Source organism: Microbacterium sp. KUDC0406, assembly GCF_021582875.1.
GTDB lineage: Bacteria > Actinomycetota > Actinomycetes > Actinomycetales > Microbacteriaceae > Microbacterium.
Window position 1 is genome coordinate 68,088 of record NZ_CP091138.1, and the last position, 22,197, is coordinate 90,284.

Genomic DNA, 22,197 nt, shown 5'->3' on the forward strand with positions numbered 1-22,197 from the left:
TTAGAAGCGCGGGTTGTCACGATCAGGCCGCCCGCGAATCAGGCCGCAAGCCAGAGCCCTTTCCGGTCGGTGGCGACCATCATTCCCGCGGCGACGGTCTCGTCGTCGCCGATGCGGGCTCCGCGGGCGATGCGCGCCCCTGCGCCGACCTCGGTGCGGACGCCGATGTGTGCTCCGTCACCGATCATCGCCCCCTGGCCGATGTGCGCGTGCGCATCGATGTAGGCGTTCTCACCGATCACGGCGTCCGGCTCGATCCACGCGCCGCGCGCGACGTGCGTTCCCGCACCGACGCGCGCACCCGGTTCGATATAGGCGCCGGACTCGATGAGGGCCGCAGGATGCACCTTCGCGCCGTGCGCGACGAGGCCGCGGCCGTTCGCGTGCTTGCGGTACCGCAACGTCGCGCCCTGGTCGTCCTCGATATCGACGTAGTTCTTGCCCACAATTCCTCCCGTCCGGAGTCTTCCGGATATATCAACAACCAGGAGGGCGGTGAATATATTCCCGCAGGCGTCGTTCGCTCAGCGCTGGCAGCGCGGGCACCAGAACGTGACGCGCTCCCGGGTGGGATCGGCACCCTGAGAACCCGTGAGGATGAGGGTTCCGCAGCGCCGGCAGGGTCGCTGGGCACGGCCGTACACCCAGGTGTCCTGGCCGCGGCGGGCGACGCCGGTGAACGTGCGCACGATCCGGTCGCGGTTCGCTCGGATGGTGCGCGCGCCGAGATCGAGCAGGGCGGCGGCGTCGACGTCGGATGCCGGGGTCTGCGGCAGGATTCCGCGTAGGAACAGCAGTTCTGCGGCGTACTCGTTGCCGAAGCCGGAGACGTTGCGCTGGTCGAGCAGGGCGACGTGGATGCTGCGCGCGTCGGCGTGGACCCGGCGGGCGGCCTCGGCGGCGTCCCACTGCTCGGACAGCGGATCCGGGCCGAGATGACCCACGATCCGATGCTCATCGCGGGTGGGCACGACCTCGATGTCATGGAGGTCCACACCGACCGCCTCTGCGGTCGTGGTGCTCACGATCGCGCGGACCTTGAACGCCGGATGCCGCCACTTCTCGCCCGGACGATAGACGAACCAGGCACCGTCCATGCGCAGATGGGAATGTACGGTGAACTCTCCGATGCGCATCAGGATGTGCTTGCCGCGCGCAACGACGTCGTGCACCGTCTCGCCGGTCAGATCTACGGTCGCGGCCTGCGGCACGCGCAGGTCGAACCGGGTGACCTGCTGCTCGCGCAGCGCGGCATCCAGCCGGTGCGCCGCCTGGTAGACGGTGTCACCCTCGGGCATCCGCCGGCTGCCGATCTGTGAGCGCCCGGGCGAGCATGGTGGAACCGGCCACGGCGGCGGGCATGGTGATGATCGCTCCGAGCGGGATCATGAAGCACAGCTGCGTGGCCACGCCGAAGCCGATCACGCGGGCGCGGCCGGAGCCCAGCAGCCGGGACCGCTCCGCAGCGCTCAGACCTCGTGCGTCGAAGGCACGCCCGGTGAGTTCGCGGGCGAGCAGCCGGCCCGACAGCACCACGCCGGTGACCGAGGCGATCACGCCGCCGACGACGGGGATGAATCCGATCACGAGCGTGAGCAGCGCGATGAGCACACCGAGCACGATCAGTCGCAGGCCCTCGCCGACAGTGACCCAGAATCCGGTCTCGCCGGTGGGCTCCTCACCGCCGAGCGAGCGCTCCACGCCGCGCCAGATGCGCTGATAGAACGGATCGCCGATCGTGAGCGCGACGGCGGTGAAGACGAGACCCGCGAGAATCGCCGCGGCGAGGAACAGCACGACGCCGAGAGCCGTCCGCAGGGCGATCTGCCAGCCGGCATCCCAACCGTCGGCGAACGGTGTCATCCACGCGGTGATGCCGCCGAGTGACAGCCCGAACGGCACGAGAGCGGCGGCGAGCACGATGAACGCCATGGCTGCAGGAATGAGGCCCAGCGCCAGCAGCTTCGGATGCGTGCGCCACATGCCGAAGCCGTGCAGCAGCGTGCCGAACCCTGCGGCGAACTCGCGGATCATGTCACCAGCGTATGCGGCGCCGCGCTGCGCGTCATGGACGCACGTCGACGCGTGCCCAGCGCCGCTTCCGGTGCGCAGGATGCTGCCGTCTTCGACGGTCAGCACCAGATCCGGATCCGAGACGACGACGCCGTCGAGCCGCACGGCGCCCTGCGCGAGGAGGCGACGCCGGGCCGAGCCACTGAGCTCGGGGCGGGCTCGTTCGAGCAGACCTCGCGCCGTCATGAACGGTGAGCCCAGCTGCACGGCATCCGTCCTCTCCGGTGTCGCGCCCTGGGAGAAGACGCGCAGGAACGACTCCCGCTCTCGCACGGCGGCGCCCACGCCGTGGTATCGGGCGACGAGCGCCTCCGCCATCGCGAGCTTGGCGTCGCGTGCGTCGCGACCGCCGCGGGCGGCAGCCGACGAGATACGGCCGACCTCGTCGTCGTCGAGCGTCGTGTACGCACTCGCCCACACGCCGATCAGGGCGTCGGGCAGGCTCATCGCCTTGCCGAACTTGTCGGATGCCGTGTCGGTCAGCGCGATGTAGTTGCCGAGCGATTTCGACTGCTTCGGCCCGCCGTCCAGGCCGGGCGTGATCACCGTCGTGATGAGCGATTGCGGACGCGCACCGAGGCGCTGCTGGTACTGCCGGCCCATCATCTCGTTGAACAGCTGGTCCGAGCCGACGATGGTCAGGTCGCTGTCGATCGCGAAGCTGTCGTAGCCCTGCAGCACCGGGTAGGTGAGCTCGTGCAGGGCGATCTCGCGGCCCTGCGCGAGACGTTCGCGGAACATGTCGCGGGCCATCAGCTGAGCGTGCGTGGTCATGCTGAACAGGCTCAGCAGCTCGGCCACAGGCATCCGGTCGAACCACTCCGAGTTGCGCCGTACCTCGAAGACCTCCGGCGAGGTGTCCAGCACGAGCGAGACCTGTGCGAGGAAGGCGCGTGCGTTCTCCTCGATCTGCGCGTCGGACAGAACCGGGCGCGTCTCGCTCTTGCCGGTCGGGTCGCCGACGCGCGTGGTGAGGTCACCGAGCAGGAACACCACCCGGTGGCCGTGCTCCTGCAGGTGGCGCATCAGCCACAGGTTGACCGCATGGCCGAGGTGCAGGTCGGGAGCGGTGAGGTCGACGCCGTACTTGATCCGCAGCTGCTCGCCGGTGTCGAGGCGGTCGCGCAGCGCGCCCTCGTCGACGATCGTGTCGATGGTGCGCCGCATCGGGCGCAGGATGTCGTCTGCTGCGGTCATGGTGGTCCTCTCGTCGGGTCGAGAGGATGGCCGGGCCAGAGCCTCTCGCGGATACGCGAAAGGCAAGGACGGATGTCCTTGCCTCGAGCTCTGGCCAGTGTGTGTGGGGCGCTACAGATCGCCGGCTCTGGCCAGAGCCGGGCGATACACGTACAGACGCGCCGTCATGTCGAGCACCGTATCACGACGGATGCCGGGTACTCCGACGCGACTTCGCCGAGCTCTTCCGTGAGGCGCGCGAGGATGCGCAGCGGCGAGTCGCCCTCTGTGGACGCAGGCTGAGTCAGACGGCCTTGCGCAGGGCGTAGCCGCGCGGGGTGACCACGAAGCCGGCCTCCTGCAGGATGCGGGCGATGGCCGTGCCGTACACGCCCTCGCCGTTGATCTTCTCGATCGTCAGCGTCTCGAGCCGGCGCAGTCGTGAGGTCGCCGCGAGGTCGGACACTGCAGCGCGCAGAGGCTCCTCGTCGTCGGTGAAGGCGAGCACGGTGCGGCCGCCGCGCTCCAGGTAGAGCACGAGCGCACCGTCGACGATCACGACAAGGCCGCCTGCCTTGCGACCCGGGCGATGCGACACCTCGTCGATGCGCGGCCAGGGCAGCGCGGCGCCGTACGGGTTCGCCGGGTCGGTCGCGGCGAGCGTGACAGCGTTGCGGGGCGGGGGATCGGCCAGGCCGGCGAAGGTGCGGAGCCTGTCGACGGTGGTGGACGCGGCGAACTGCGCGGCTCCGAGCCGTTCGATCACATAGCCGCGACGGGCGTGCCCGGCCTCCTCGAACCCGGCGAGCACACGGTACGCCTGGGCGAAGCCGCCGGGCACGCCCTCGGCCTGAACGGCGCCACGGGTGACCACACCGTACCGATCGAGCAGCAGACCCGCGGTGACGGTCGCGCGGCGCGCGGCATCCGGGTCCGTCTCCGGAAGCACCGACCAGCGTCCGCCGATCGTCGTGGGACGGGCGCTCGCCGGGCGAGCCAGGGAAACGCCACGGTAGGTGCGGGTGCGCGGCGCGCGACGCGTGGTCTTGTGCGCCTGCGACCCGCCGGCGATCAGGGCGCGCACCGGGGCGAACGTGTCGTTGGTGATGTGCCCCTGCCAGGTCAGCGCCCAGAGAGCGTCGAGCACCGACTGCTCGTTCTCGGCATCCGTCATCGCCTTCAGCGCTCCGGCGAACTGGGCGCCGCTGAGGCGCAGCGCGTCGAGCAGCTTCTCCTCGAGCGATCCGGGCGCAGGAGGCTCCTCCGGGAAGGGCAGTGTGAACGGCGCGAGATCGACCGGATGCAGCGACACCCAGCCGTCTCGCCCGGGCAGTGAGCCGTGGCCGGCCCAGACCACCTCGCCGGCAGCAGTGAGCTCGTCGAGCAGCGCGGGCGTGTAGTCGCGCACCCGGCTCGGCAGTACAAGAGACTCCCACGCGCTCGCGGGGATCGGCACGCCGGCGAACTGCTCGACCACAGAGAGCACGCCGTCGACGCCCTCAAGCGGACGAGTCAGGTGCTGCCAGTCCGGCAGGAACCGAGCGTATGCCTCGGCCGGGACGGGTTCGACCGATCCTCGGATCGCTGCGAGCGACCGCATCCGCAGCCGGCGCAGCACCTCGGCGTCGCACCACTCCTTCTCGTCGGCGGACGAGCCATGGGTCCCTGAGCTTGTCGAAGGGTTGGCGGGCAGGAAGTACCCGCTGTTCAGCCGCCCGGCCGATTCGAGCCGCTGCAGGGTGTGCCTGGCGACGGCGCTGCCGAGCCCGAAGCGGGTTGCGACGGCATCGGTCGTGAACGGCCCGTGGGTGCGGGCATGACGCGAGACCAGGTCGCCGAGGGGGTCGGCGACGGGTTCGAGGAACGCCACCGGGATGCCGACGGGAAGCGCGGTGCCCAGGCCATCGCGCAGGCGCCCGGCATCCTCGGTCGCGGCGAACCGGCGGGCGCCGGCGATCGTCACCTCGATCGCGCGGTGCGCGGAGACGAGGGAGGCCAGATGCGCAGAAGCCTCGGACATGGATGCCGGATGCGGGGTCGCTGAGCTTGTCGAAGCGTCGGGCCCTTCGGAGGACTCCTGCCCTTCGGCAGGCCCAGGGACCCCTTCGACAGGCTCAGGGACCCCTTCGACAGGCTCAGGGACCCACGCAGCGGACGACTCCAGCCGCAGTGCGACTTCCCCCGCATCCAGCGGCCCGAGCATCCGCAGCAGATCGGCGACGCCTTCCAGCCCGCGGGCGCGCCGCGACGGATCGAGTCGCTGCACCTCGAGCTCGAACTGGGCGAGCACATCGGGATCGAGCAGTTCCCGCATCTCGACCGTGCCGAGCAGCTCGCCGAGCAGCGCCGGATCGACCGACAGCGCCGCGGCGCGGCGTTCGGCCAACGGCGAGTCGCCCTCGTACATGAACGCCCCGACGTACCCGAACAGCAGGTCGCGGGCGTAGGGCGAAGGCTGCGCGGGTTCGGTCTCGACCAGCCGCACGCGCCGCTCGGCGATGTCGGTGGCGAGGCGCCGCAGCGAGGGCAGGTCGTAGACGTCCTGCAGCACTTCGCGCAGAGTCTCGAGGATGACCGGGAAGGTCGGATGCCGGCGCGCCACCTCGAGCAGCTGCGCCGACCGCTGCCGCTGCTGCCACAGCGGGGTGCGCTTGTTCGGGTTCATCCGCGGCATGAGCAGTGCCCGGGCGGCGCACTCCCGGAACCGTGAGGCGAACAGGGCGGATCCGCCGACCTCGGCGGTGACGATCTGCTCGAGCTCATCGGGATCGAAGACGAACAGGTCCGCGCCGGGCGGCTCGGCATCGGCGTCCGGCACGCGCACGATGATGCCGTCGTCGCTTGCGACCGCCGACCCGTCGACGCCGAGGCGCTCGCGCACCCGGGCGCTGATCGCCAGTGCCCACGGCGCATGGACCTTCATGCCGTAGGGCGAATGCAGGATGATGCGCCAGTCGCCGACCTCGTCGTGACCGCGCTCCACGGTCAGGGTGCGGTCGGTCGGCAGGGTTCCGGTGGCCTCGCGCTGCTCGTGCAAGTACCCCAGAAGGTTGTCCCGTGCGCGCTCGTCGAGCCCCGCGTCGATGAGACGCTGCTGCGCCTTGCCGGGCTCGGCAGTGGACACCTCGCGCGAGAACGCGCCGAGTGCCTCGCCCAGCTCGAACGGACGGCCGATGCCGTCGCCGTGCCAGAACGGCACCTTTCCCGGCTGTCCGAACGCGGGGATGACGTTCACCCGGTCGTGGGTGATCTCGGCGATCCGCCAGCTCGTGGTGCCGAGCGTGAACACGTCGCCGACGCGCGACTCGTAGACCATCTCCTCGTCGAGCTCGCCGACCCGGCGCCCTGCGCCCTCACCGGCCACGAACACGCCGAACAGCCCGCGGTCGGGGATGGTTCCGCCGCTGGTCACCGCGATGCGCTGCGCGCCGGGGCGACCGGTGAGCGTGCCGGCATCCCGATCCCAGACCAGGCGGGGGCGCAGCTCGGCGAACTCGTCGGAGGGGTACTTGCCCGCCAGCAGGTCCAGCGTCGCCTCGTACGCCGAGCGGGGGAGCGACGCGAACGGCGCGCTGCGCCGCACCGTCTCGAACCAGTCCTCCACATCGAGCGGATCCAGCGCGCACGCGGCGACCGTCTGCTGCGCGAGGATGTCGAGGGGGTTGCGCGGTACGGCGATCGCCTCGATCTTGCCGGCCAGCATCCGCTCGGTGACGATCGCGGTGTGCAGCACGTCGCCGCGGTGCTTGGGGAACAGGTCGGCGCGGCTGATCTCGCCGACCTGGTGGCCGGCGCGACCCACGCGCTGCAGACCGGATGCCGCGGACGGCGGCGCCTCGACCTGGATCACCAGGTCGACCGCGCCCATGTCGATGCCGAGCTCGAGGCTGCTCGTGGCCACGACGCACCGCAGCACGCCCGACTTCAGCTCGTCCTCGACCAGGGCGCGCTGCTCCTTCGACACCGAGCCGTGGTGCGCCTTCGCGAGCACGGGATCTGCCGGCTCCTGGTCGCCCCGCGAGCGAAGCGAGACGAAACGCGTCTGGTCGGCTGAAAGCGTTTCGTCTCGGTCGCTGGCGCTCTCTCGCTCAACGACCGAAGAGGCGATGCGCTCGGAGTAGATCTCGTTCAGCCGCCCGGTGAGTCGTTCAGCGAGGCGCCGCGAGTTGGCGAACACGATCGTGGAGCTGTTCTGGAGCACCCGGTCGACGATCGCCTCTTCGACGTGCGGCCACACCGATCCGGTCACCTCGGTTGCCTGCCCTGAGCCTGTCGAAGGGTACTCCGCCGGTTCGTCGGAGGCGGCAGCAGCGCCGGGCGGTGGGGGAGGGTTGCGCATGTCGTCGATCGGGACGACGACGCCGAGCTCGAAGGTCTTGGTGGCACGTGGCGCGACGATCTCGACCGGCGCCGAGCCGCCGAGGAAGCGTGCGACCTCGTCGATCGGCCGCACGGTCGCGGACAGGCCGATGCGCTGGGCCGGAGGTGTGGGTTCCTGAGCCTGTCGAAGGGCCGCGCCACCCGCCGCGCGCAGGGCGTCGAGTCGCTCCAGGCTCACCGCAAGGTGAGCGCCCCGCTTGGTGGCGGCGACGGCGTGCACCTCGTCGATGATCACCGTGTGCACGCCGCGCAGCGTCTCGCCGGCGCGGCTGGTGAGCATGAGGTACAACGACTCGGGAGTGGTGATGAGGATGTCGGGCGGATCGCTGACCAGCTTGCGCCGATCGCTCGAGGTCGTGTCGCCGGAGCGCACACCCACCGTGATCTCCGGAACCGGGACTCCCAGTCGCCGCGCGGACTGCCCGATGCCGACCAGGGGCGAACGCAGGTTGCGCTCGACGTCGACGCCGAGTGCCTTCAACGGCGAGATGTAGAGGATGCGGGTGCGCGGTGCTTCGACAGGCTCAGCAACCGATCGACTGGATCCCCGAGCCTGTCGAAGGGTCCGCTCGCGGAACACGCTGTCGATCGCCCACAGGAACGCGGACAGCGTCTTGCCCGATCCGGTCGGCGCCACCACGAGGGCGTGCCTGCCCGCCGAGATCGCGTCCCACGCGCCGGCCTGTGCCGACGTGGGCGCGGCGAAGGCGCCACGGAACCAGTCCTGCGTGGCGGCGGTGAACCGATCGAGCACGCGGTGCGCTGAGCCTGTCGAAGCGTCGCTCATCCTTCCATCATGCGGCAGGGCTCCGACATCGCGCTCCCGCTACCGTGGGAAGCATGGACGACGTCGAGTTCACCCGCCTGTACGGAGCCTGGGTGCCCCGCACACCCGACGACGTCCGCGCCCTCTTCGACGGCTATCCCGGCGTCTGGTGGATCGCCGGCGGCTGGGCGCTGCAGGCCTTCAGCGGTGTCGTGCGCGAGCACGAGGACATCGACCCCGGCATCCTTCGCGTCGAACTGCCGCTGCTGCGCGCGCACGCCGCCGGTCGGCTCGACCTGTGGGGAGCGTCCTCCGGCGCTCTCAAGCCGGTGTCCTCCGACGATCCGGGCGAACTGCTGGACGGCTGCGGCCAGATCTGGACGCGCCGCAGCGCGGCCGACCCGTGGGAGTACGACATCCTGCTCGGCCCCGGTACACCGGACGAGTGGCGGTACAAGCGCGACGAGACGGTGCGGATGCCGATGGCCGACGCCCTCTGGGAGCGTGACGGCATCCGGTACCTGCAGCCCGAGATCCAGCTGCTCTACAAAGCGAGGGGGCTGCGTCCGAAGGACGAGGCCGACTTCGCCGCCACGCTTCGCTTCCTCGACGCCCGACGTCGCGCCTGGCTGCGGGAGGCGCTCGAGCGAACGCTCCCCGGCCATCCTTGGATCGCGCAGCTCGGCTGATCGGCGCCGGTGTCGGTGCCCGGGTGCATGCTGGGGCCATGGCCGAGCACACCACGAACTACGTCTCGACGTTCATCGAGGTCGCCGAGGACTGCCCGGCGGCTGCCGCCCAGGAGCCGCCGGCGGATAAGCCGACGATCGCTGCGCTGCACTACCGGCTGATCGCCGAGCAGCCGTACGGCCGCACCTCCGACGACGTGATCTTCCAGACCCAGGCGCTGCGCCAGGGGATCGATGACACGGCGAAGGCGCGCGAGGTGTTCTTCTCGAAGGGGCAGGCCTGCCTGCGGTCGTCGCCGCTGGGCAAGCGCTACGGCTGGGGCGTCCTCAGTGACGCCGAGGGTCGGGTGACGCTCGTGCCGCGCGAATCGGAGGAGTACGCGCGCCTCGCCGCAGACCCGACGATCGGTCACACCAGGGCGATGCGCTCGAAGCGCGCGTAGCGATCAGCCCTCGTTCGGGATCACGATCCAGAGCAGGATGTAGGCCCAGATCGACAGGCCGGCGAACAGGACGAGCAGCACGGTCAGCACGCGCACGGTCGTCGGCGTGAAGCCGAATCGGTGCGCGACGGCGGCGCAGACGCCGGCGATGATGCGGCCCTGGCGGGGACGGACGAGAGCGTTCATGCTCCCATCCTCCCCGCCAGACGCCGCGATGTCACCCGATCTCGGTCAGACGCCCATCGGCATTCAGCTCCAGGGTGAGATCCAGCTCGAGCCGTCCGAGGAAGACATCGTCGTGGCTGACGACGAGCACCGCCCCGCGGTAGGCGCGTAGCGCCTCGACGAGCTGATCGACCGTGTCGAGGTCGAGGTTGTTCGTCGGCTCGTCCAGGATCACGAGGTGCGGCGCAGGGTCGGCGAGCAGCAGCGTCGCCAGCGCGACGCGGAAGCGCTCACCACCGGACAGCGCACCCACGGACCGGTCCATCGCCGCCCCGCGGATCAGGAACCGGGCCAGCCGGTTGCGCAGCTCCTTCTCGGGCACGTGCGGCGCGGCCTTCGCCACGTTCTCCACGACGGATGCCGCATCGTCCAGCCCGTCCACGCGTTGCGACAGGTAGCCGATCCGGTCGGTGTGCGCGAAGGCGCGCAGATCGGGATTCAGGACGAAGCCGGATGCCGGGGCATCCGCCGTGTCGCTCCCGCGGACTTGTGCGCTCGCCGCGGATGATGCCGGGGCATCCGTCCGCGGATGCTGCACATCTCCGCGCGGAGCGTCCGGCACGAGCCTCCGCAGCAGCGTGGTCTTGCCCACGCCGTTGCGTCCGATCAACGCGACGCGCTCCGGCCCCTGGATCACCCAGGAGCGCGATGAATCGCCGATGGTGGCGATGCGCCGTGCCCTGGACACCTCCGGATCGGGCAGGTCGATCCTCATCGAGGCATCGTCGCGCACCCGGTGGCCGGCGGCGTCCAGCGCCTCGCGAGCGATGGACTCCTTCTCGGCGACCTCGATGCGCAGCTTTCCTGCGGAGACCTCGGCCTCCATCCGGCGCCCGTGCGCGACGATCTTCGGCACCCGCTTCTCGACCTCGGCCCTGTTGGCCATCCGGGCACGGGTGGCCAGCTTCGCCTCGGCCTCGATGCGCTGTCGCTTCTCCTTCTTGAACGCCTGCTTGGCGTCGCGCTCGGCCTGTCGCGCGGCATCCTGCTCGGCATCCAGCCAGGCGCGCCACTCCGAGTACGGACCGCCGAACACGCTCAGCGCGCTGCCGTACAGCTCGGCGGTGTCGTCCATCAGCTCCAGCAGGGTGATGTCGTGGCTGACCACGATCAGCGTGCCGCGCCAGCCGCGCACCATCTCGCCGAGCCGCGCACGCGCGTCCCGGTCGAGGTTGTTGGTCGGCTCATCGAGCAGCGTGATCGGCGCTCGACGCAGCCGGATGCCGGCCACGGCGACCAGCACGGCCTCGCCGCCGGAGAGCTCCCCGACCGTGCGGTCGAGGAACGACGGGTCGAGACCGGCGTCGGCCAGAGCGACCTGCGCACGCGCCTCGACGTCCCAGTCGTCGCCGACCGCGTCGAAGTGCGCGGGGTCGACGTCGCCGGCGGTGATCGCTCGCACGGCGTCGAGAGCCTCGGCGACTCCGAGGAGCGCCGCGACCCTGGCATCCGTCTCGAGCGTGAGTTGCTGCGGCAGGTAGGCGACGTCACCCGTGGTCGAGAGCGAACCCGACGTGGGCGTGAGATCGCCGGCGATCAGGCGCAGCAGGGTGGACTTGCCCGATCCGTTGCGGCCGACCAGACCGGTGCGGCCGGTGCCGAAGGCACCGGAGACCGAGTCCAGGGCGACCGAACCGTCCGGCCAGGTGAAGGTGAGGCGGTCGAGCACGACCGATGAGGTGATGGTGGGGGTTGACATGAGCGGCTCCCGAGAGTGTGCGGGTGCGCTGAACAACGGTTCCCAGCGTTGCTGGGTGGTGACCTTGGGGCCCTGAGCTTGTCGAAGGGTTTGAGCTTGTCGAAGGGCCGGAGGCAGGAAGGATCGTCGGATCAGCGCGTGGACAGGACGCGGAGACGACGATTCAGATCAATGGACTTCCCAACACGGCGGACAGGACTCGTCGAGGTTACCGGCCGTGGTCGGATCCCGCAACCCGGGCGTGTCGCGATATCCGCCCTGTGGGGGATGCCCGCCGAGTGGGGCGCCCGTACGGTGGAAGCATGTCGGACTTCAAGAAGCTCGCCTTCGTCGCGTCGAGGATGGCGCAGCCGGCCCAGCGTGATGGAGGACGGGACGATGCCTGACGACAGGAACCCCGGCCCGCACGAGATGCGGGCGCGCATGGGCTGGGGGCTCGGGCTCGCGGTCGGAATGGGCGTCGGCGTCGCGATCGGCGTCGCCACCGACAACATGGGCGTCGGCATCGGCGTGGGACTGGCGGTCGGTATCGCGCTGATGGCGGCGTTCACCGGAGCGTTCCGGGGGCGCCGGCCGCCGGAACCCGGCGATGACGGTCAGGATGCCGGCGGCACCGACCCCGATGCCTGATCCCGCCAGGTGGTGAGGAACGTGCGCACATCGTTCAGCTCGGCCGCCGAGATCGAGTGCGTGAGGCCCTGGTAGACCCGGCCGGAGAGCTCGGCGTGATCGGGCAGCCACTGCGCGGTGTGATCGATCAGGTGCTGTGGAATGACGTCGTCGTGCGTGCCGCGACCCCAGAACACCCGCGGCCGCTCATCGCGCAGCACCTCGTCGTCGGGCAGCGCGCCGGGTGCCGCGTAGCCGCTCAGGGCGACGACGGCATCGAGGCGCGAAGGCTGCAGCCGCAGCGCCTGCAGCGCCACGGCGGCTCCCTGCGAGAACCCCAGGAGGGCGACGGATGCGGAATCGGGTGCCTCCGCGTCCAGCCAGCGCAGCAGCGCCTCGGCCGCGATCGTGATCTGCGTCGCGTCGCGGGACTGCAGGTCGTCGATCGGGTACCACGAGCGACCGGGCATCGGCCAGGGCGGGGTCAGGGGAGCGGCGACCGCCGCGACGGCGATGCCCTCAGGCAGGTACGGCACCAGTCCGAACAGGTCGCGTTCGTCGGCTCCGTAGCCGTGCAGCAGCACGAGCAGCGGCAGGCCGGCTCGGTCGGCGGGAGACCACAGCGTTGCTTCGGCGGCGATCGTGAGGGTCATGCAGCCATCCTGCCAGCGGTCTCCGACAGCGTCCGCGCGCTGACCCGTCGTGCGGATGCGACGAATCCGCACTCTCTGCCGCGCGGACCCGCACTTCCGTCCCTGCGGTCGCCTGCACCGGTGAAGGTGCTGGATGCACGTTCGACCACGCCGTGCAGAACGCCGCCACGGGATGCTCCGACGATGCGTTTTGGACCTCGCGAGACGGTCGGCAGGGCCGCATCCGCGCCGCCCTGGTAGAAAGGTGTCATGGCGGTGCGCACCCCGATCCCGACCCCGAAGGCGACTTCGGGTTCGACGGCGTGCCGCAACCCGATGCCAACCCGGGCTGGCTGACCGAGATCGAGCTCGCCGAGGCGCGTCGCCGGCTGCCGATGCTCTACGTCGAGGCGGTCCCGGTGCGCACGGACGGCGCGGGCCAGGTCACATCGCTGGGCGTGCTGCTGCGTTCCACGCCGCTCGGCGAGATCACGCGCACGGTCGTCTCCGGCCGCGTGCGCTACGGCGAGACCATCCGCGACGCGCTGTTCCGGCACATCGAGAACGATCTCGGACCGATGGCGTTCCCGCTGCTGCCGCCCTCACCCGACCCGTTCACGGTCGCCGAGTACTTCCCGATCCCGGGCGTGAGCGCGTACAGCGACGACCGCCAGCACGCCGTGTCGCTCGCCTTCGTCGTGCCGGTGACCGGCACCTGCGAACCTCGCCAGGACGCCCTCGAGGTGACGTGGTTCACGCCCGAGGAGGCCGCGTCCGACGCGGTCTGGGCCGAGATGGAGGGCGGCCGCGGCACCCTCATCCGCCAGGCGCTCGCGCATCTCGGCCTGCTCCGCTGAGCCCGCCTGCGCGCAGGTCTAGGCTCGATCGGGTGACCGATCCCATCGCCTTCCCGACCACGTCCGCCGACTGGCTCGCCTTCGCGAGCAACCGATCCGATGACAGGCTCGCGCACGTCGACGAGCTCGTCGCCGTGCTCAAGGACGGCACCCCGCGCAGTGCGGAGGAGGTGCTGGCGATCTGGAACGACGTGCAGCTCGATGTGCACCGCGTGCGTGCCGAGGCCGAGGTGCTCAGCGAGGTGCATCCCGAGCGCGAAGTCCGCGAGGCGGCCGAGGCGCGTGTCGCCGCCGGCGAGGCGAGATGGACGGCTCTGATGGCGGATGCCGCGCTCGCCGCGGTCTTCGCCGAAACCTCCCCGAGGGCCTCGATGCGGATGCCGCGCGTGTGCGCGACCACCTGCTGCGCGACTTCCGCCGCGGCGGCGCCGACCGCGACGAGGCGACCAGAGCGAGGGCGCAGGAGCTCGCCGCTCGCGACACCGACCTCGGCCTGGCCTTCTCGCGCAACATCCGCGAGGGCCGGCGCGAGATCCGCGTCGCACCCGAGGCGCTCGCGGGACTGCCCGGCGACTTCGTGGCGCAGCATCCGGTCGGGGATGACGGGCTGGTCGCGCTCTCCACGGACGCGACCGACGTGATGCCGGTGAACAGCTACGCCACCGATCGCGGTACCCGCCTCGCTCTGACCGCGGCACGCGCCGACCTCGCCTGGCCCGAGAACGACGGTGTGCTCGCCGAGCTGCTCGACGTGCGCCAGCAGCGAGCCGACCTCCTCGGCTACGGCAACTGGTCCGACTACGAGACCGAGGACCGGATGGCGGGCTCCAGCGCCCGCGTCGCGAGCTTCCTCGACGAGGTCGACGAGGCCTCCGCTGCGGCATCCGCCCGCGAATACGAGCTGCTCCTCGCTCGCCTGCGCGAGGAGGTGCCCGAGGCGGAGGCCGTCACCACGGCCGACCAGCAGTACCTGCTGACGCGGATGCATGCCGAGCGATTCACCGTCGACTCGCAGGAGGTGCGTTCCTACCTGTCGTTCGAACGCGTGCTCGGCGGCCTGCTCGCGACCACGGGCCGGCTGTTCGGCATCGGCTACGAACCCGTCGACGTGCGGACCTGGCATGAGGACGTGCGCTCCTACGACGTGGTGCGGGACGGTGCCAGGATCGGCCGCATCCACCTCGACCTGCATCCCCGTGACGGCAAGTTCAACCACGCCGCATGCTTCGGCATCGCGCCCGGCGTGCGCGGGCGCGTGCTGCCCGAGGCGGCGCTGGTGTGCAACTTCCCGACCGGGCTGATGGAGCACCGTCAGGTGCAGACCTTCTTCCACGAGTTCGGGCACCTCGTGCACGAGATCCTCGGTGGCGACCAGGAGTGGGTCGCGTTCTCGGGGGTGGCCACCGAATGGGACTTCGTCGAGGCACCCAGCCAGATGCTCGAGGAGTGGGTGTGGGACGTCGAGGTGCTGCAGGCCTTCGCCGTGAACGATGCCGGACAGCCGATCCCCGCCGGGCTGGTGGAGCGGATGCGGGAGGCCGACGCCTTCGGCCGCGCCCTGCTCGTGCGCACGCAGCTCGGTCACGCTCGCGTCTCGTACCACCTGCACATCGACCGTCCGGCCGACCTGGCCGCGGCGACGGACCACTGGTACGACGTCTCGACACCGGTCGCGAAACTCGCCGGCACGCACTCCTACGCGGGGTTCGGGCACCTCACCGGGTACGGCTCCTGCTACTACACCTATCAGTGGAGCCTCGTGATCGCCCGCGACCTGCTGACCGGATTCTCCGGCCTGCTCGACCCCGAGTCGGCCGCGCGCTACCGCCGCGAGATCCTCGAGCCGGGCGGCAGCCGGGATGCCGCCGACCTGGTCGAGTCGTTCCTGGGACGCCCGTTCACCGTCGACGCATACCGGGAGTTCCTCGGCTCCTGACCGCCCCTTCGACAAGCTCAGGGACCCAGCCAATGGGTCGCTCAGCCTGTCGAAGCGTCCCGCGCCGACCCCGTGCAAGGAGGTTTTCGTCGGTGCAGCCCTGGGGTCGCCGGCGTTTTCCTCCTTGCACCGCGAGGCGGGCCGCAGGATGTGCGTGCAAGGAGGTTTTCGTCGGTGCCACCTCGGGGCCACCGGCGTTTCCCTCCTTGCACGGGAGGGGGACTGCGTCGGGTGCGGCGGGGCGTGCCCTCAGGTAGTGGTCAGGCGCCCCAGTTCGGCGACGAAGGCGTCGACGTCGGACTCCTGGGTGTCGAAGCTGCACATCCAGCGCACCTCGCGCCGCGCGGCATCCCAGTCGTAGAACCGGAAGCTCTTGCGCAGTTCATCGGCGACGCCCTCGGGCAGCACGGCGAAGACGCCGTTCGACTGCGTGGGCTGCGAGAACGAGACGCCGCGCACGGTGCCTGCGGCGAGTCCCGCCTCGACCTCGGACCGCAGGCGCTGCGCCATCGCGTTCGAGTGCCGGGCGTTGCGCAGCCACAGGTCCCCCTCGAGCAGCGCGATCAGCTGTGCCGAGACGAACCGCATCTTCGACGCCAGCTGCATGTTGAACTTGCGGCCGAACACGAGCCCGTCCGACGCGGACGGATTCAGCACCACGATCGCCTCGCCGAGCATCGCGCCGTTCTTGGTGCCGCCGAAGCTCAGCACGTCCACGCCGGCGTCGCGGGTGAACGCGCGCAGCGGCAGATCGAGCGCGGCGGCCGCGTTCGAGATGCGGGCGCCGTCCATGTGCAGCTTCATGCCGTGGCCGTGCGCGTGGTCGGCGAGCGCGCGGATCTCGTCGGCGGTGTACAGGGTGCCCAGCTCGGTGGACTGCGTGATCGACACCACCAGCGGCTGCGCGCGGTGCTCGTCGCCCCAGCCCCAGGCCTCGCGGTCGACCAGTTCGGGGTGAGCTTGCCGTCGTCGGTGGGGACGGTCAGCAGCTTGAATCCGCCGATCTTCTCGGGAGCGCCCGCCTCGTCGACGTTGATGTGCGCGGTGGATGCCGCGATCACGGCGCCCCAGCGCGGCAGCATCGACTGCAGCCCGGTGACGTTGGCGCCGGTGCCGTTGAACACCGGGAAGGCCTGCACTCCGTCGCCGAAGTGGCTGCGGAAGACCTCCTGCAGCCGTTCGGTGTACTGGTCCTCGCCATAGGCGATCTGATGGCCGCCGCCTGCCTCGGCGATCGCCTGGAGCACCTCGGGGTGGATGCCGGAGTAGTTGTCGGATGCGAAGCCGCGCACGGCGGTGTCATGCAGAACGCTCACCGTGCAAGCCTATGCCTCAGCATCGGTCCCGATCTGCGCTCGGCACTGTCGCATGTCGGCGCCTCCGCCTACCCTCTTCCCATGCGCACATTCCTGCAGGTGCTGGTGAACACGATGGTGGCCAATGTCACCACCAGCTTCCTGTGGTTCGCGCTCACGTTCTGGGTGTACCTCGAGACGAAGAACGTCATGGCGACCGGCATCGTCGGCGGTGCGTACATGCTGCTCGTCGCCGTCTTCTCGATCGTGTTCGGCACGTTCGTCGACCGGCACCGCAAGCGGTCGGTGTTCATCTTCTCGAGCGCGGTGACCGCTGTCGCGTTCGTCGCGGCGCTGGCGGTCTACCTCTGGCAGCCCGAGCAGGCGCTGCTCGACTTCGGCGGCCCCTGGTTCTGGGTGTTCTGCGGCGTGATCCTGCTCGGTGCGGTGGTCGAGCAGATGCGCAACATCGCTCTCTCCACGACGGTGACGCTGCTGGTGCCGGTCGAACGGCATGCCAACGCGAACGGCATGGTCGGCACCGTGCAGGGGCTCGCGTTCCTCGTCACGAGCGTCTTCAGCGGCCTCGCCATCGGCTTCCTGGGCATGGGCGGCACGCTCGTGATCGCGGTCGGGCTGACCGTCGTCTCGCTCGTGCACATCCTGTTCGTGCAGATTCCCGAAGAGGCGCCGAAGGTCGACCCGGATGCGTCCTCGACGATGGACGTGCGCGGCAGCATCCGTGCGATCCGCGCCGTTCCCGGTCTGTTCGTGCTGCTGTTCTTCGCGATGTTCAACAACCTCATCGGGGGCGTCTACATGGCGCTGATGGACCCGTACGGGCTCGAGCTGATGTCGGTGCAGCTCTGGGGCATCGCGCTCGCCGTGGCCTCCACCGGCTTCCTCATCGGCGGGGCGGTGGTCGCGTCCAGGGGGCTCGGGCGCAATCCGATCCGCACGATGCTGCTGCTCGTGATCGGCATGGGCGCGCTCGGAGCGGTCTTCACGATCCGGGACTGGTGGCCGCTGTACGTCGTCGGCATCTGGGTCTACATGGCGCTGATCCCGGCGGTCGAGGCCGCCGAGCAGACCGTGATCCAGAAGGTCGTCCCGTTCGAGCGGCAGGGCCGCGTGTTCGGGTTCGCGTCGGCGATGGAGGCGTCCGCGGCGCCCATCACGGCCTTCCTCATCGCACCGATCGCCCAGTACGCGATCATCCCCTTCGTCCAGTCCGCGCAGGGACAGCAGACCTGGGGCTGGCTGGTCGGCGACGGCCGGGCGCGCGGCATCGCGCTGATCTTCTTCTTCGCAGGCCTCGCGACGATCGCGCTCGGGCTGATCGCGTTCACCACCCGGGCCTACCGCCGGCTGAGCGCCTCCTACGCGGCCGATCCCGCCGGAGGCGAGCCCCCGACGCAGGGCACGGATGCCGGCGAGCTGGCGCCCGATGCCACCCCGCTGACCGCTCGCGGCGGCCTCGTCGACCCGTCCGCGCCCGGCGGCCGCGCCGAACACGGCACTCCGGATGCCTGACAGGCGCGCGCTGCGTCCTTGACGCTGCACCGATCACGCGAGAGCATTCCGGGGTGACGGAGACCGACACCCCGCACACGCTTCTCCCGCTGACCGGCTGAAGGCTTTCACCGACGCCGTCGTGGCGATCGCGATGACGCTGCTGATCATTCCGCTGATGGAAGGCGTGGTCGACCTTCACGGCGCCTGTGATCCGCCTCGTCAAGCGGCTGGGGCGAGTTCGACGATCCGGTCGTTGATGTCCTCGGCGTGGGGCTTCCAGAGCGCGACGACCGCGGATGCCAGGAGGTCGGGTTCCAGCGCGCCCTTGGCGCGGAACACGACGGATGCCGCGCGCAGCGGCTGCCCGGCATCCCGCGCGGCCTTCGCGAACCCCTGCGCGACGGCCCGCGCCCAGGTCTCGCTCGCGGCCTTGACGCTGGCGTAGTTCGCGCCGCCGGCGAGGGGTCGGGCGACGGCGGTCGACGACGCGATCGCGAAGCGGCCGGCTTCCGATGCCTGCAGCGTGGTGTCGAAGGCGCGGCTGGTGGCGCGGACGGCCGCAAACGCGGGCAGCAGCGCCGCGAGGTCGTCGTCGCTCTGACCCGCGAGGCCGCCCCCGCCTCGCCACCCGCCCACGAGCGGGAGCACGCCGTCGACCGGTCCGAGACGTGCGGCGAGCGCTGTCATCTGCTCGAGAGAGGTCGCATCGGCGACCTCGGTCTGCGCACCGGCATCCCGCAGCGGCGCGAGACGCTCCGCCGAGCGTCCGGTCGCGATCACCCGCGCGCCGCCCGCGATCAGCGCGTGCGCGACGGCCAGACCGGCCGCGCTCGTCGCGCCGGCGATCAGGACGGCCTTCCCTGCAATGCTCATGCCCTCACCCTGTCATGCTCCGAACTGCTCCGGTCCCAACGGTTGCGGGTCCTCCTCGCTCCGGTCTCGATGGTTGCGGGTGTTCGAGCGTGAACACCCGCATCGAGTGAGACCGGAGCGGAGAAAGAGCCTCAGTCGTCGGTGCCGCGGATGCCCACGGTCGATTCGATGACGGGCTTCATCTTCTTGTGGAGCGTCTCGAAGAACATCGACAGCGGGAACTCGTCGTCCATCACCGCGTCGGTGTAGCCCTTCGGGGCGCCGGCGAGGATCTCGTCCGGCAGTCCTCGGGCCCACTGCGACGCCGGGTGCGGGGTCAGCGTGCCGCGGACCAGCTCGTACGCGGCCAGCCAGTGCGCGACCTTCGGGCGGTCGATCGAGTGCCAGTACAGGTCGTCGATCGCATCGCCGAGCGCGACCACCGCGTCGGGGACGTTGTCCCAGTCGAACGCGAGAGCGGTGTCGGTCCAGTGCAGCACGCCGCGCTGGTGCAGCCAGGCGAACAGCAGCTGCCCGCCGACCGCGTCGTAGTTGCGCACCCGGGTGCCGGTGATCGCGAACCGGAAGATCCGATCGAAGATCACCGCGTACTGCACGAGGTGCGCGTAGTCGTGCATCTCCTGCTCGGTCTCGGTGAGCGTCTCCCCGGCGGCGATGCGGGCGTCGAACGCGCGCTCGATCTTGACCGACTCGCGGAACGCCGTCATGTCGCAGCGCATCTCCTCGAGTGAGTACAGGAAGAACGGCATCCGCTGCTTGATCATGAACGGGTCGAACGGCAGGTCGCCGCGCATGTGCGTGCGGTCGTGGATGATGTCCCACATCACGAACGTCTTCTCGGCCATCTGCTGGTCGTCGAGCATCGCCTTCGCGCGCTCGGGCAGGTCGAGGTTGGTGATCCCCGTGGCCGCGCGCACGACGCGGCGGTAGCGGGCGGCCTCGCGGTCCTGGAAGATCGCACCCCAGGTGAACGAGGGGATCTCGCGCATCGCGACCGTCTCGGGGAACAGCACGGCGGAGTTCGTGTCATAGCCGGGCGTGAAGTCGACCAGGCGCAGCGAGACGAACAGTTTGTTGCTGTAGTCGCCGGCCTCGAGGTCGGCGATGAACTCCGGCCAGATCGTCTCGACGATGAGCGCCTCGACGAGACGATCGCTCGAGCCGTTCTGGGTGTACATCGGGAAGATCACCAGGTGACGGATGCCGTCGACGCGGTGCTGCTGGGGCTGGAAGGCCACGAGCGAGTCGAGGAAGTCCGGCACTCCGAAGTCCTCGTCGGCCCAGCGCTCGAAGTCCTTGATCGAAGCTTCGAGGTACTCGGCGTCGTGCGGGAAGGCGGGGAGAGGGCGCGGATGCCGGCGGTGATGGCGCCGACGAGTAGCTTCGCCGTCTCACGGTCCTCGGCCTCGGGGATCGAGCCGTCCTTGATCTGCAGGGGGCGGATCGCGATCGCGGCGTCCTTCAGCTGCTTCCAGGCCGCAGTTGCTTCGGCGGTCGAAGCGTCCTCGACGACCTCGGGTTCGCCGATGATGGCCTGAGTGGTGGGGGTGAGAGTGGACATCGGGACCTCCGATCATCGATGAGACGGAAATTTTCCGGTGAGTTCCGGATTCAGCCGCTATTCTTCCACGTATGGATGATGCTGTCGACCGCGCGATCATCGCCGAGGTGTCTCGTGACGCCAGGGCCACGCTCGCGCAGCTCTCCGAGACCGTCGGCCTGTCGACCTCTGCGGTGCAGGCGCGGCTGAAGCGCCTGGAGTCGCGCGGCGTCATCACCGGCTACCACGCGCTGCTCGACGCCGAGCAGGTCGGCAAGCCGCTGTCGGCCTTCATCGAGATCACTCCGCTCGATGCGGCGCAGCCCGACAACGCCCCGGAGCTGCTCGAGCACCTGGACGCCATCGAGGCATGTCACTCGATCGCGGGCGACGCCAGCTACACGCTCTTCGTGCGGGTCGCCACACCGCGCGCGCTGGAACAGCTGGTCCGCGACATCCGACTCGCGGCGAACGTCAGCACGCGCACGACGGTGGTGCTGCAGACGTTCTACGAGAATCGCCCGATCGTCCCCGCCGGCGACTGACCTTCCGCCGGCTCCGGTCCCACTTGTTGCGGGTCGTACGCCGGTATACCCGCATCCATCGCGACCGGAGGGGGAGCGAGGGTCAGGCCTGCGGAGCGCGGGCGCCGAAGATCTTCTGGCCGACGCGGATGACGGTCGAGCCCTCTTCGATCGCCGCCTGGTAGTCGCCGGACATCCCCATCGACAGCTCGCCGGGACCGACCAGGTCGCGCTCGCGCGTACGGTCGCGCACGTCGCGCAGGATGCGGAAGCATTCGCGCACTCGCTCGGTGTCGCTGGTGAAGAGCGCGAGCGTCATCAGCCCCTGCACGCGCAGGCTGTGGCGGTGCCTCAGCTCCTCCAGGAACGCGAGAGCATCGGAAGGATCGATGCCCGACTTCTGGTCCTCGGCCGAGGTGTTCACCTGCACGAAGACGTCCAGCGACCGTCCCGCCGCCTGCAGGCGCCTGTCCAGGGCGTCGGCGAGACGGATGCTGTCGAGCGCCTGGAACTCGTCGGCGAAAGCCGCCACGTCCTTGGCCTTGTTGGTCTGCAGATGCCCGATGACGGACCAGCGCAGGTCGAGGTCGGCGAGGTTCTCGGCCTTGCGCTTCGCCTCCTGCACCTTGTTCTCGCCCAGGTCGGTCGCGCCGGCCTCGATCGCCAGGCGCAGACGCTCCTCGGGCACGGTCTTGCTCACGGCCAGCAGGCGGATGCCGCCGGCGTCGCGCCCCGACCGCTCCGCCGCTGCGGCGATGTTCGCGCGCACGTCGGCGAGGTTCTGCGCGAACTCCGCCACGGAGGTCGCCTGCGGATAGAGGGGGCGCGCGGGCTGATCGGTCACCCCTCGAGAGTACCCGGGGGCCGGTACCGGGCTCGAGACTGCACGCCCGCGCCGAGACCCGGGTTCTGCGCCCCGTCTCGGCGCGGGCGTGCGGTTTCGGGAGGCGCATCGGCCGGGTCAG

The 22,197-nt window shown here is 70.3% G+C and carries 16 protein-coding genes and 3 pseudogenes; 8 read left to right on the forward strand and 11 right to left on the reverse strand.

What is annotated here, in order from left to right:
- Positions 1 to 38 precede the first annotated feature (38 nt).
- From L2X99_RS00365 to L2X99_RS00380, 4 genes are all read right to left on the reverse strand, one after another.
- Positions 39 to 446 (reverse strand): transferase, encoded by a 408-nt coding sequence (locus L2X99_RS00365; RefSeq protein WP_236125535.1) that lies wholly within the window; start codon positions 444 to 446, stop codon positions 39 to 41.
- A 78-nt stretch (positions 447 to 524) separates the two neighbouring features.
- Positions 525 to 1,298, reverse strand: coding sequence for a DNA-formamidopyrimidine glycosylase family protein (locus L2X99_RS00370; protein ID WP_236125534.1), 774 nt, complete (start codon positions 1,296 to 1,298; stop codon positions 525 to 527).
- Positions 1,285 to 3,270, reverse strand: coding sequence for a tyrosine--tRNA ligase (tyrS, locus tag L2X99_RS00375; RefSeq protein ID WP_236125533.1), 1,986 nt, complete (start codon positions 3,268 to 3,270; stop codon positions 1,285 to 1,287). Before tyrS ends, L2X99_RS00370 begins: the two co-directional genes overlap by 14 nt.
- A 283-nt stretch (positions 3,271 to 3,553) precedes the next feature.
- The gene (locus tag L2X99_RS00380) at positions 3,554 to 8,416 is read right to left on the reverse strand and encodes an Lhr family ATP-dependent helicase (RefSeq protein WP_236125532.1); all 4,863 of its coding nucleotides are present in this window, start codon (positions 8,414 to 8,416) and stop codon (positions 3,554 to 3,556) included.
- 53 nt (positions 8,417 to 8,469) lie between these two features.
- Between L2X99_RS00380 and L2X99_RS00385 the strand changes: the two genes are divergently transcribed.
- Positions 8,470 to 9,084 carry a hypothetical protein gene (locus tag L2X99_RS00385; RefSeq protein ID WP_236135494.1) on the forward strand — a complete coding sequence of 205 codons (615 nt, stop codon included), beginning with the start codon at positions 8,470 to 8,472 and terminating at the stop codon, positions 9,082 to 9,084.
- A gap of 38 nt (positions 9,085 to 9,122) precedes the next feature.
- Complete coding sequence (locus L2X99_RS00390) at positions 9,123 to 9,527, forward strand: DUF6157 family protein (RefSeq protein WP_236125530.1); 405 nt, start codon at positions 9,123 to 9,125, stop codon at positions 9,525 to 9,527.
- 3 nt (positions 9,528 to 9,530) lie between these two features.
- Here L2X99_RS00390 and L2X99_RS00395 read toward each other — a convergent pair whose 3' ends face one another.
- Both L2X99_RS00395 and L2X99_RS00400 read right to left on the reverse strand, forming a co-directional pair.
- Positions 9,531 to 9,713 (reverse strand): PspC domain-containing protein, encoded by a 183-nt coding sequence (locus tag L2X99_RS00395; protein ID WP_236125529.1) that lies wholly within the window; start codon positions 9,711 to 9,713, stop codon positions 9,531 to 9,533.
- Between the two features lie 31 nt (positions 9,714 to 9,744).
- Positions 9,745 to 11,451, reverse strand: coding sequence for an ABC-F family ATP-binding cassette domain-containing protein (locus tag L2X99_RS00400; protein ID WP_236125528.1), 1,707 nt, complete (start codon positions 11,449 to 11,451; stop codon positions 9,745 to 9,747).
- A gap of 378 nt (positions 11,452 to 11,829) precedes the next feature.
- On the opposite strand from L2X99_RS00400, the gene L2X99_RS00405 reads away from it, so the two are divergent.
- Positions 11,830 to 12,081 carry a hypothetical protein gene (locus tag L2X99_RS00405; protein ID WP_236126947.1) on the forward strand — a complete coding sequence of 84 codons (252 nt, stop codon included), beginning with the start codon at positions 11,830 to 11,832 and terminating at the stop codon, positions 12,079 to 12,081.
- On the opposite strand, the gene L2X99_RS00410 is transcribed toward L2X99_RS00405, so the two are convergent.
- A complete protein-coding gene (locus tag L2X99_RS00410; RefSeq protein WP_236125527.1) occupies positions 12,048 to 12,713 on the reverse strand; it encodes an alpha/beta hydrolase in 666 nt (221 codons plus the stop codon). The genes L2X99_RS00405 and L2X99_RS00410 overlap by 34 nt on opposite strands.
- 302 nt (positions 12,714 to 13,015) lie before the next feature.
- Here L2X99_RS00410 and L2X99_RS00415 point away from each other — a divergent pair, with 302 nt between their 5' ends.
- Positions 13,016 to 13,549, forward strand: a complete 534-nt coding sequence (locus L2X99_RS00415) for an NUDIX hydrolase family protein (RefSeq protein ID WP_236126784.1) — start codon at positions 13,016 to 13,018, stop codon at positions 13,547 to 13,549.
- Between the two features lie 304 nt (positions 13,550 to 13,853).
- Positions 13,854 to 15,485, forward strand: coding sequence for a M3 family metallopeptidase (locus tag L2X99_RS00420; protein ID WP_236135495.1), 1,632 nt, complete (start codon positions 13,854 to 13,856; stop codon positions 15,483 to 15,485).
- Positions 15,486 to 15,734: 249 nt separating this feature from the next.
- On the opposite strand, the pseudogene L2X99_RS00425 reads toward L2X99_RS00420, so the two are convergent.
- Positions 15,735 to 16,801 (reverse strand): annotated as a pseudogene (locus tag L2X99_RS00425) (threonine aldolase family protein).
- An 81-nt stretch (positions 16,802 to 16,882) separates the two neighbouring features.
- On the opposite strand from L2X99_RS00425, the gene L2X99_RS00430 reads away from it, so the two are divergent.
- Complete coding sequence (locus L2X99_RS00430; protein ID WP_236125525.1) at positions 16,883 to 18,313, forward strand: MFS transporter; 1,431 nt, start codon at positions 16,883 to 16,885, stop codon at positions 18,311 to 18,313.
- Between the two features lie 97 nt (positions 18,314 to 18,410).
- Positions 18,411 to 18,467 (forward strand): annotated as a pseudogene (locus L2X99_RS17740) (hypothetical protein); the annotation flags it as partial.
- Positions 18,468 to 18,514: 47 nt separating this feature from the next.
- Here L2X99_RS17740 and L2X99_RS00440 read toward each other — a convergent pair.
- Positions 18,515 to 19,168 carry an SDR family NAD(P)-dependent oxidoreductase gene (locus L2X99_RS00440; RefSeq protein WP_236125524.1) on the reverse strand — a complete coding sequence of 218 codons (654 nt, stop codon included), beginning with the start codon at positions 19,166 to 19,168 and terminating at the stop codon, positions 18,515 to 18,517.
- 131 nt (positions 19,169 to 19,299) lie between these two features.
- A pseudogene (locus tag L2X99_RS00445) lies at positions 19,300 to 20,729 on the reverse strand (DUF6421 family protein).
- A 71-nt stretch (positions 20,730 to 20,800) separates the two neighbouring features.
- Here L2X99_RS00445 and L2X99_RS00450 point away from each other — a divergent pair.
- Positions 20,801 to 21,253, forward strand: coding sequence for an Lrp/AsnC family transcriptional regulator (locus tag L2X99_RS00450; protein ID WP_236125523.1), 453 nt, complete (start codon positions 20,801 to 20,803; stop codon positions 21,251 to 21,253).
- Between the two features lie 82 nt (positions 21,254 to 21,335).
- Here L2X99_RS00450 and L2X99_RS00455 read toward each other — a convergent pair whose 3' ends face one another.
- Positions 21,336 to 22,076, reverse strand: a complete 741-nt coding sequence (locus tag L2X99_RS00455) for a YggS family pyridoxal phosphate-dependent enzyme (RefSeq protein WP_236125522.1) — start codon at positions 22,074 to 22,076, stop codon at positions 21,336 to 21,338.
- Between the last annotated feature and the right edge of the window lie 121 nt (positions 22,077 to 22,197).

What these genes read in the sequence shown, in the direction of transcription:
- L2X99_RS00385 (WP_236135494.1), top strand. Translation starts at nt 8,470, where the DNA reads ATGGACGACGTCGAGTTCACCCGCCTGTACGGAGCCTGGGTGCCCCGC.
- L2X99_RS00440 (WP_236125524.1), bottom strand. Translation starts at nt 19,168, where the DNA reads ATGAGCATTGCAGGGAAGGCCGTCCTGATCGCCGGCGCGACGAGCGCG.
- L2X99_RS00390 (WP_236125530.1), top strand. Translation starts at nt 9,123, where the DNA reads ATGGCCGAGCACACCACGAACTACGTCTCGACGTTCATCGAGGTCGCC.
- L2X99_RS00405 (WP_236126947.1), top strand. Translation starts at nt 11,830, where the DNA reads ATGCCTGACGACAGGAACCCCGGCCCGCACGAGATGCGGGCGCGCATG.
- L2X99_RS00395 (WP_236125529.1), bottom strand. Translation starts at nt 9,713, where the DNA reads ATGAACGCTCTCGTCCGTCCCCGCCAGGGCCGCATCATCGCCGGCGTC.
- tyrS (WP_236125533.1), bottom strand. Translation starts at nt 3,270, where the DNA reads ATGACCGCAGCAGACGACATCCTGCGCCCGATGCGGCGCACCATCGAC.
- L2X99_RS00450 (WP_236125523.1), top strand. Translation starts at nt 20,801, where the DNA reads ATGGATGATGCTGTCGACCGCGCGATCATCGCCGAGGTGTCTCGTGAC.
- L2X99_RS00400 (WP_236125528.1), bottom strand. Translation starts at nt 11,451, where the DNA reads ATGTCAACCCCCACCATCACCTCATCGGTCGTGCTCGACCGCCTCACC.
- L2X99_RS00430 (WP_236125525.1), top strand. Translation starts at nt 16,883, where the DNA reads ATGCGCACATTCCTGCAGGTGCTGGTGAACACGATGGTGGCCAATGTC.
- L2X99_RS00380 (WP_236125532.1), bottom strand. Translation starts at nt 8,416, where the DNA reads ATGAGCGACGCTTCGACAGGCTCAGCGCACCGCGTGCTCGATCGGTTC.
- L2X99_RS00370 (WP_236125534.1), bottom strand. Translation starts at nt 1,298, where the DNA reads ATGCCCGAGGGTGACACCGTCTACCAGGCGGCGCACCGGCTGGATGCC.
- L2X99_RS00410 (WP_236125527.1), bottom strand. Translation starts at nt 12,713, where the DNA reads ATGACCCTCACGATCGCCGCCGAAGCAACGCTGTGGTCTCCCGCCGAC.
- L2X99_RS00420 (WP_236135495.1), top strand. Translation starts at nt 13,854, where the DNA reads ATGGACGGCTCTGATGGCGGATGCCGCGCTCGCCGCGGTCTTCGCCGA.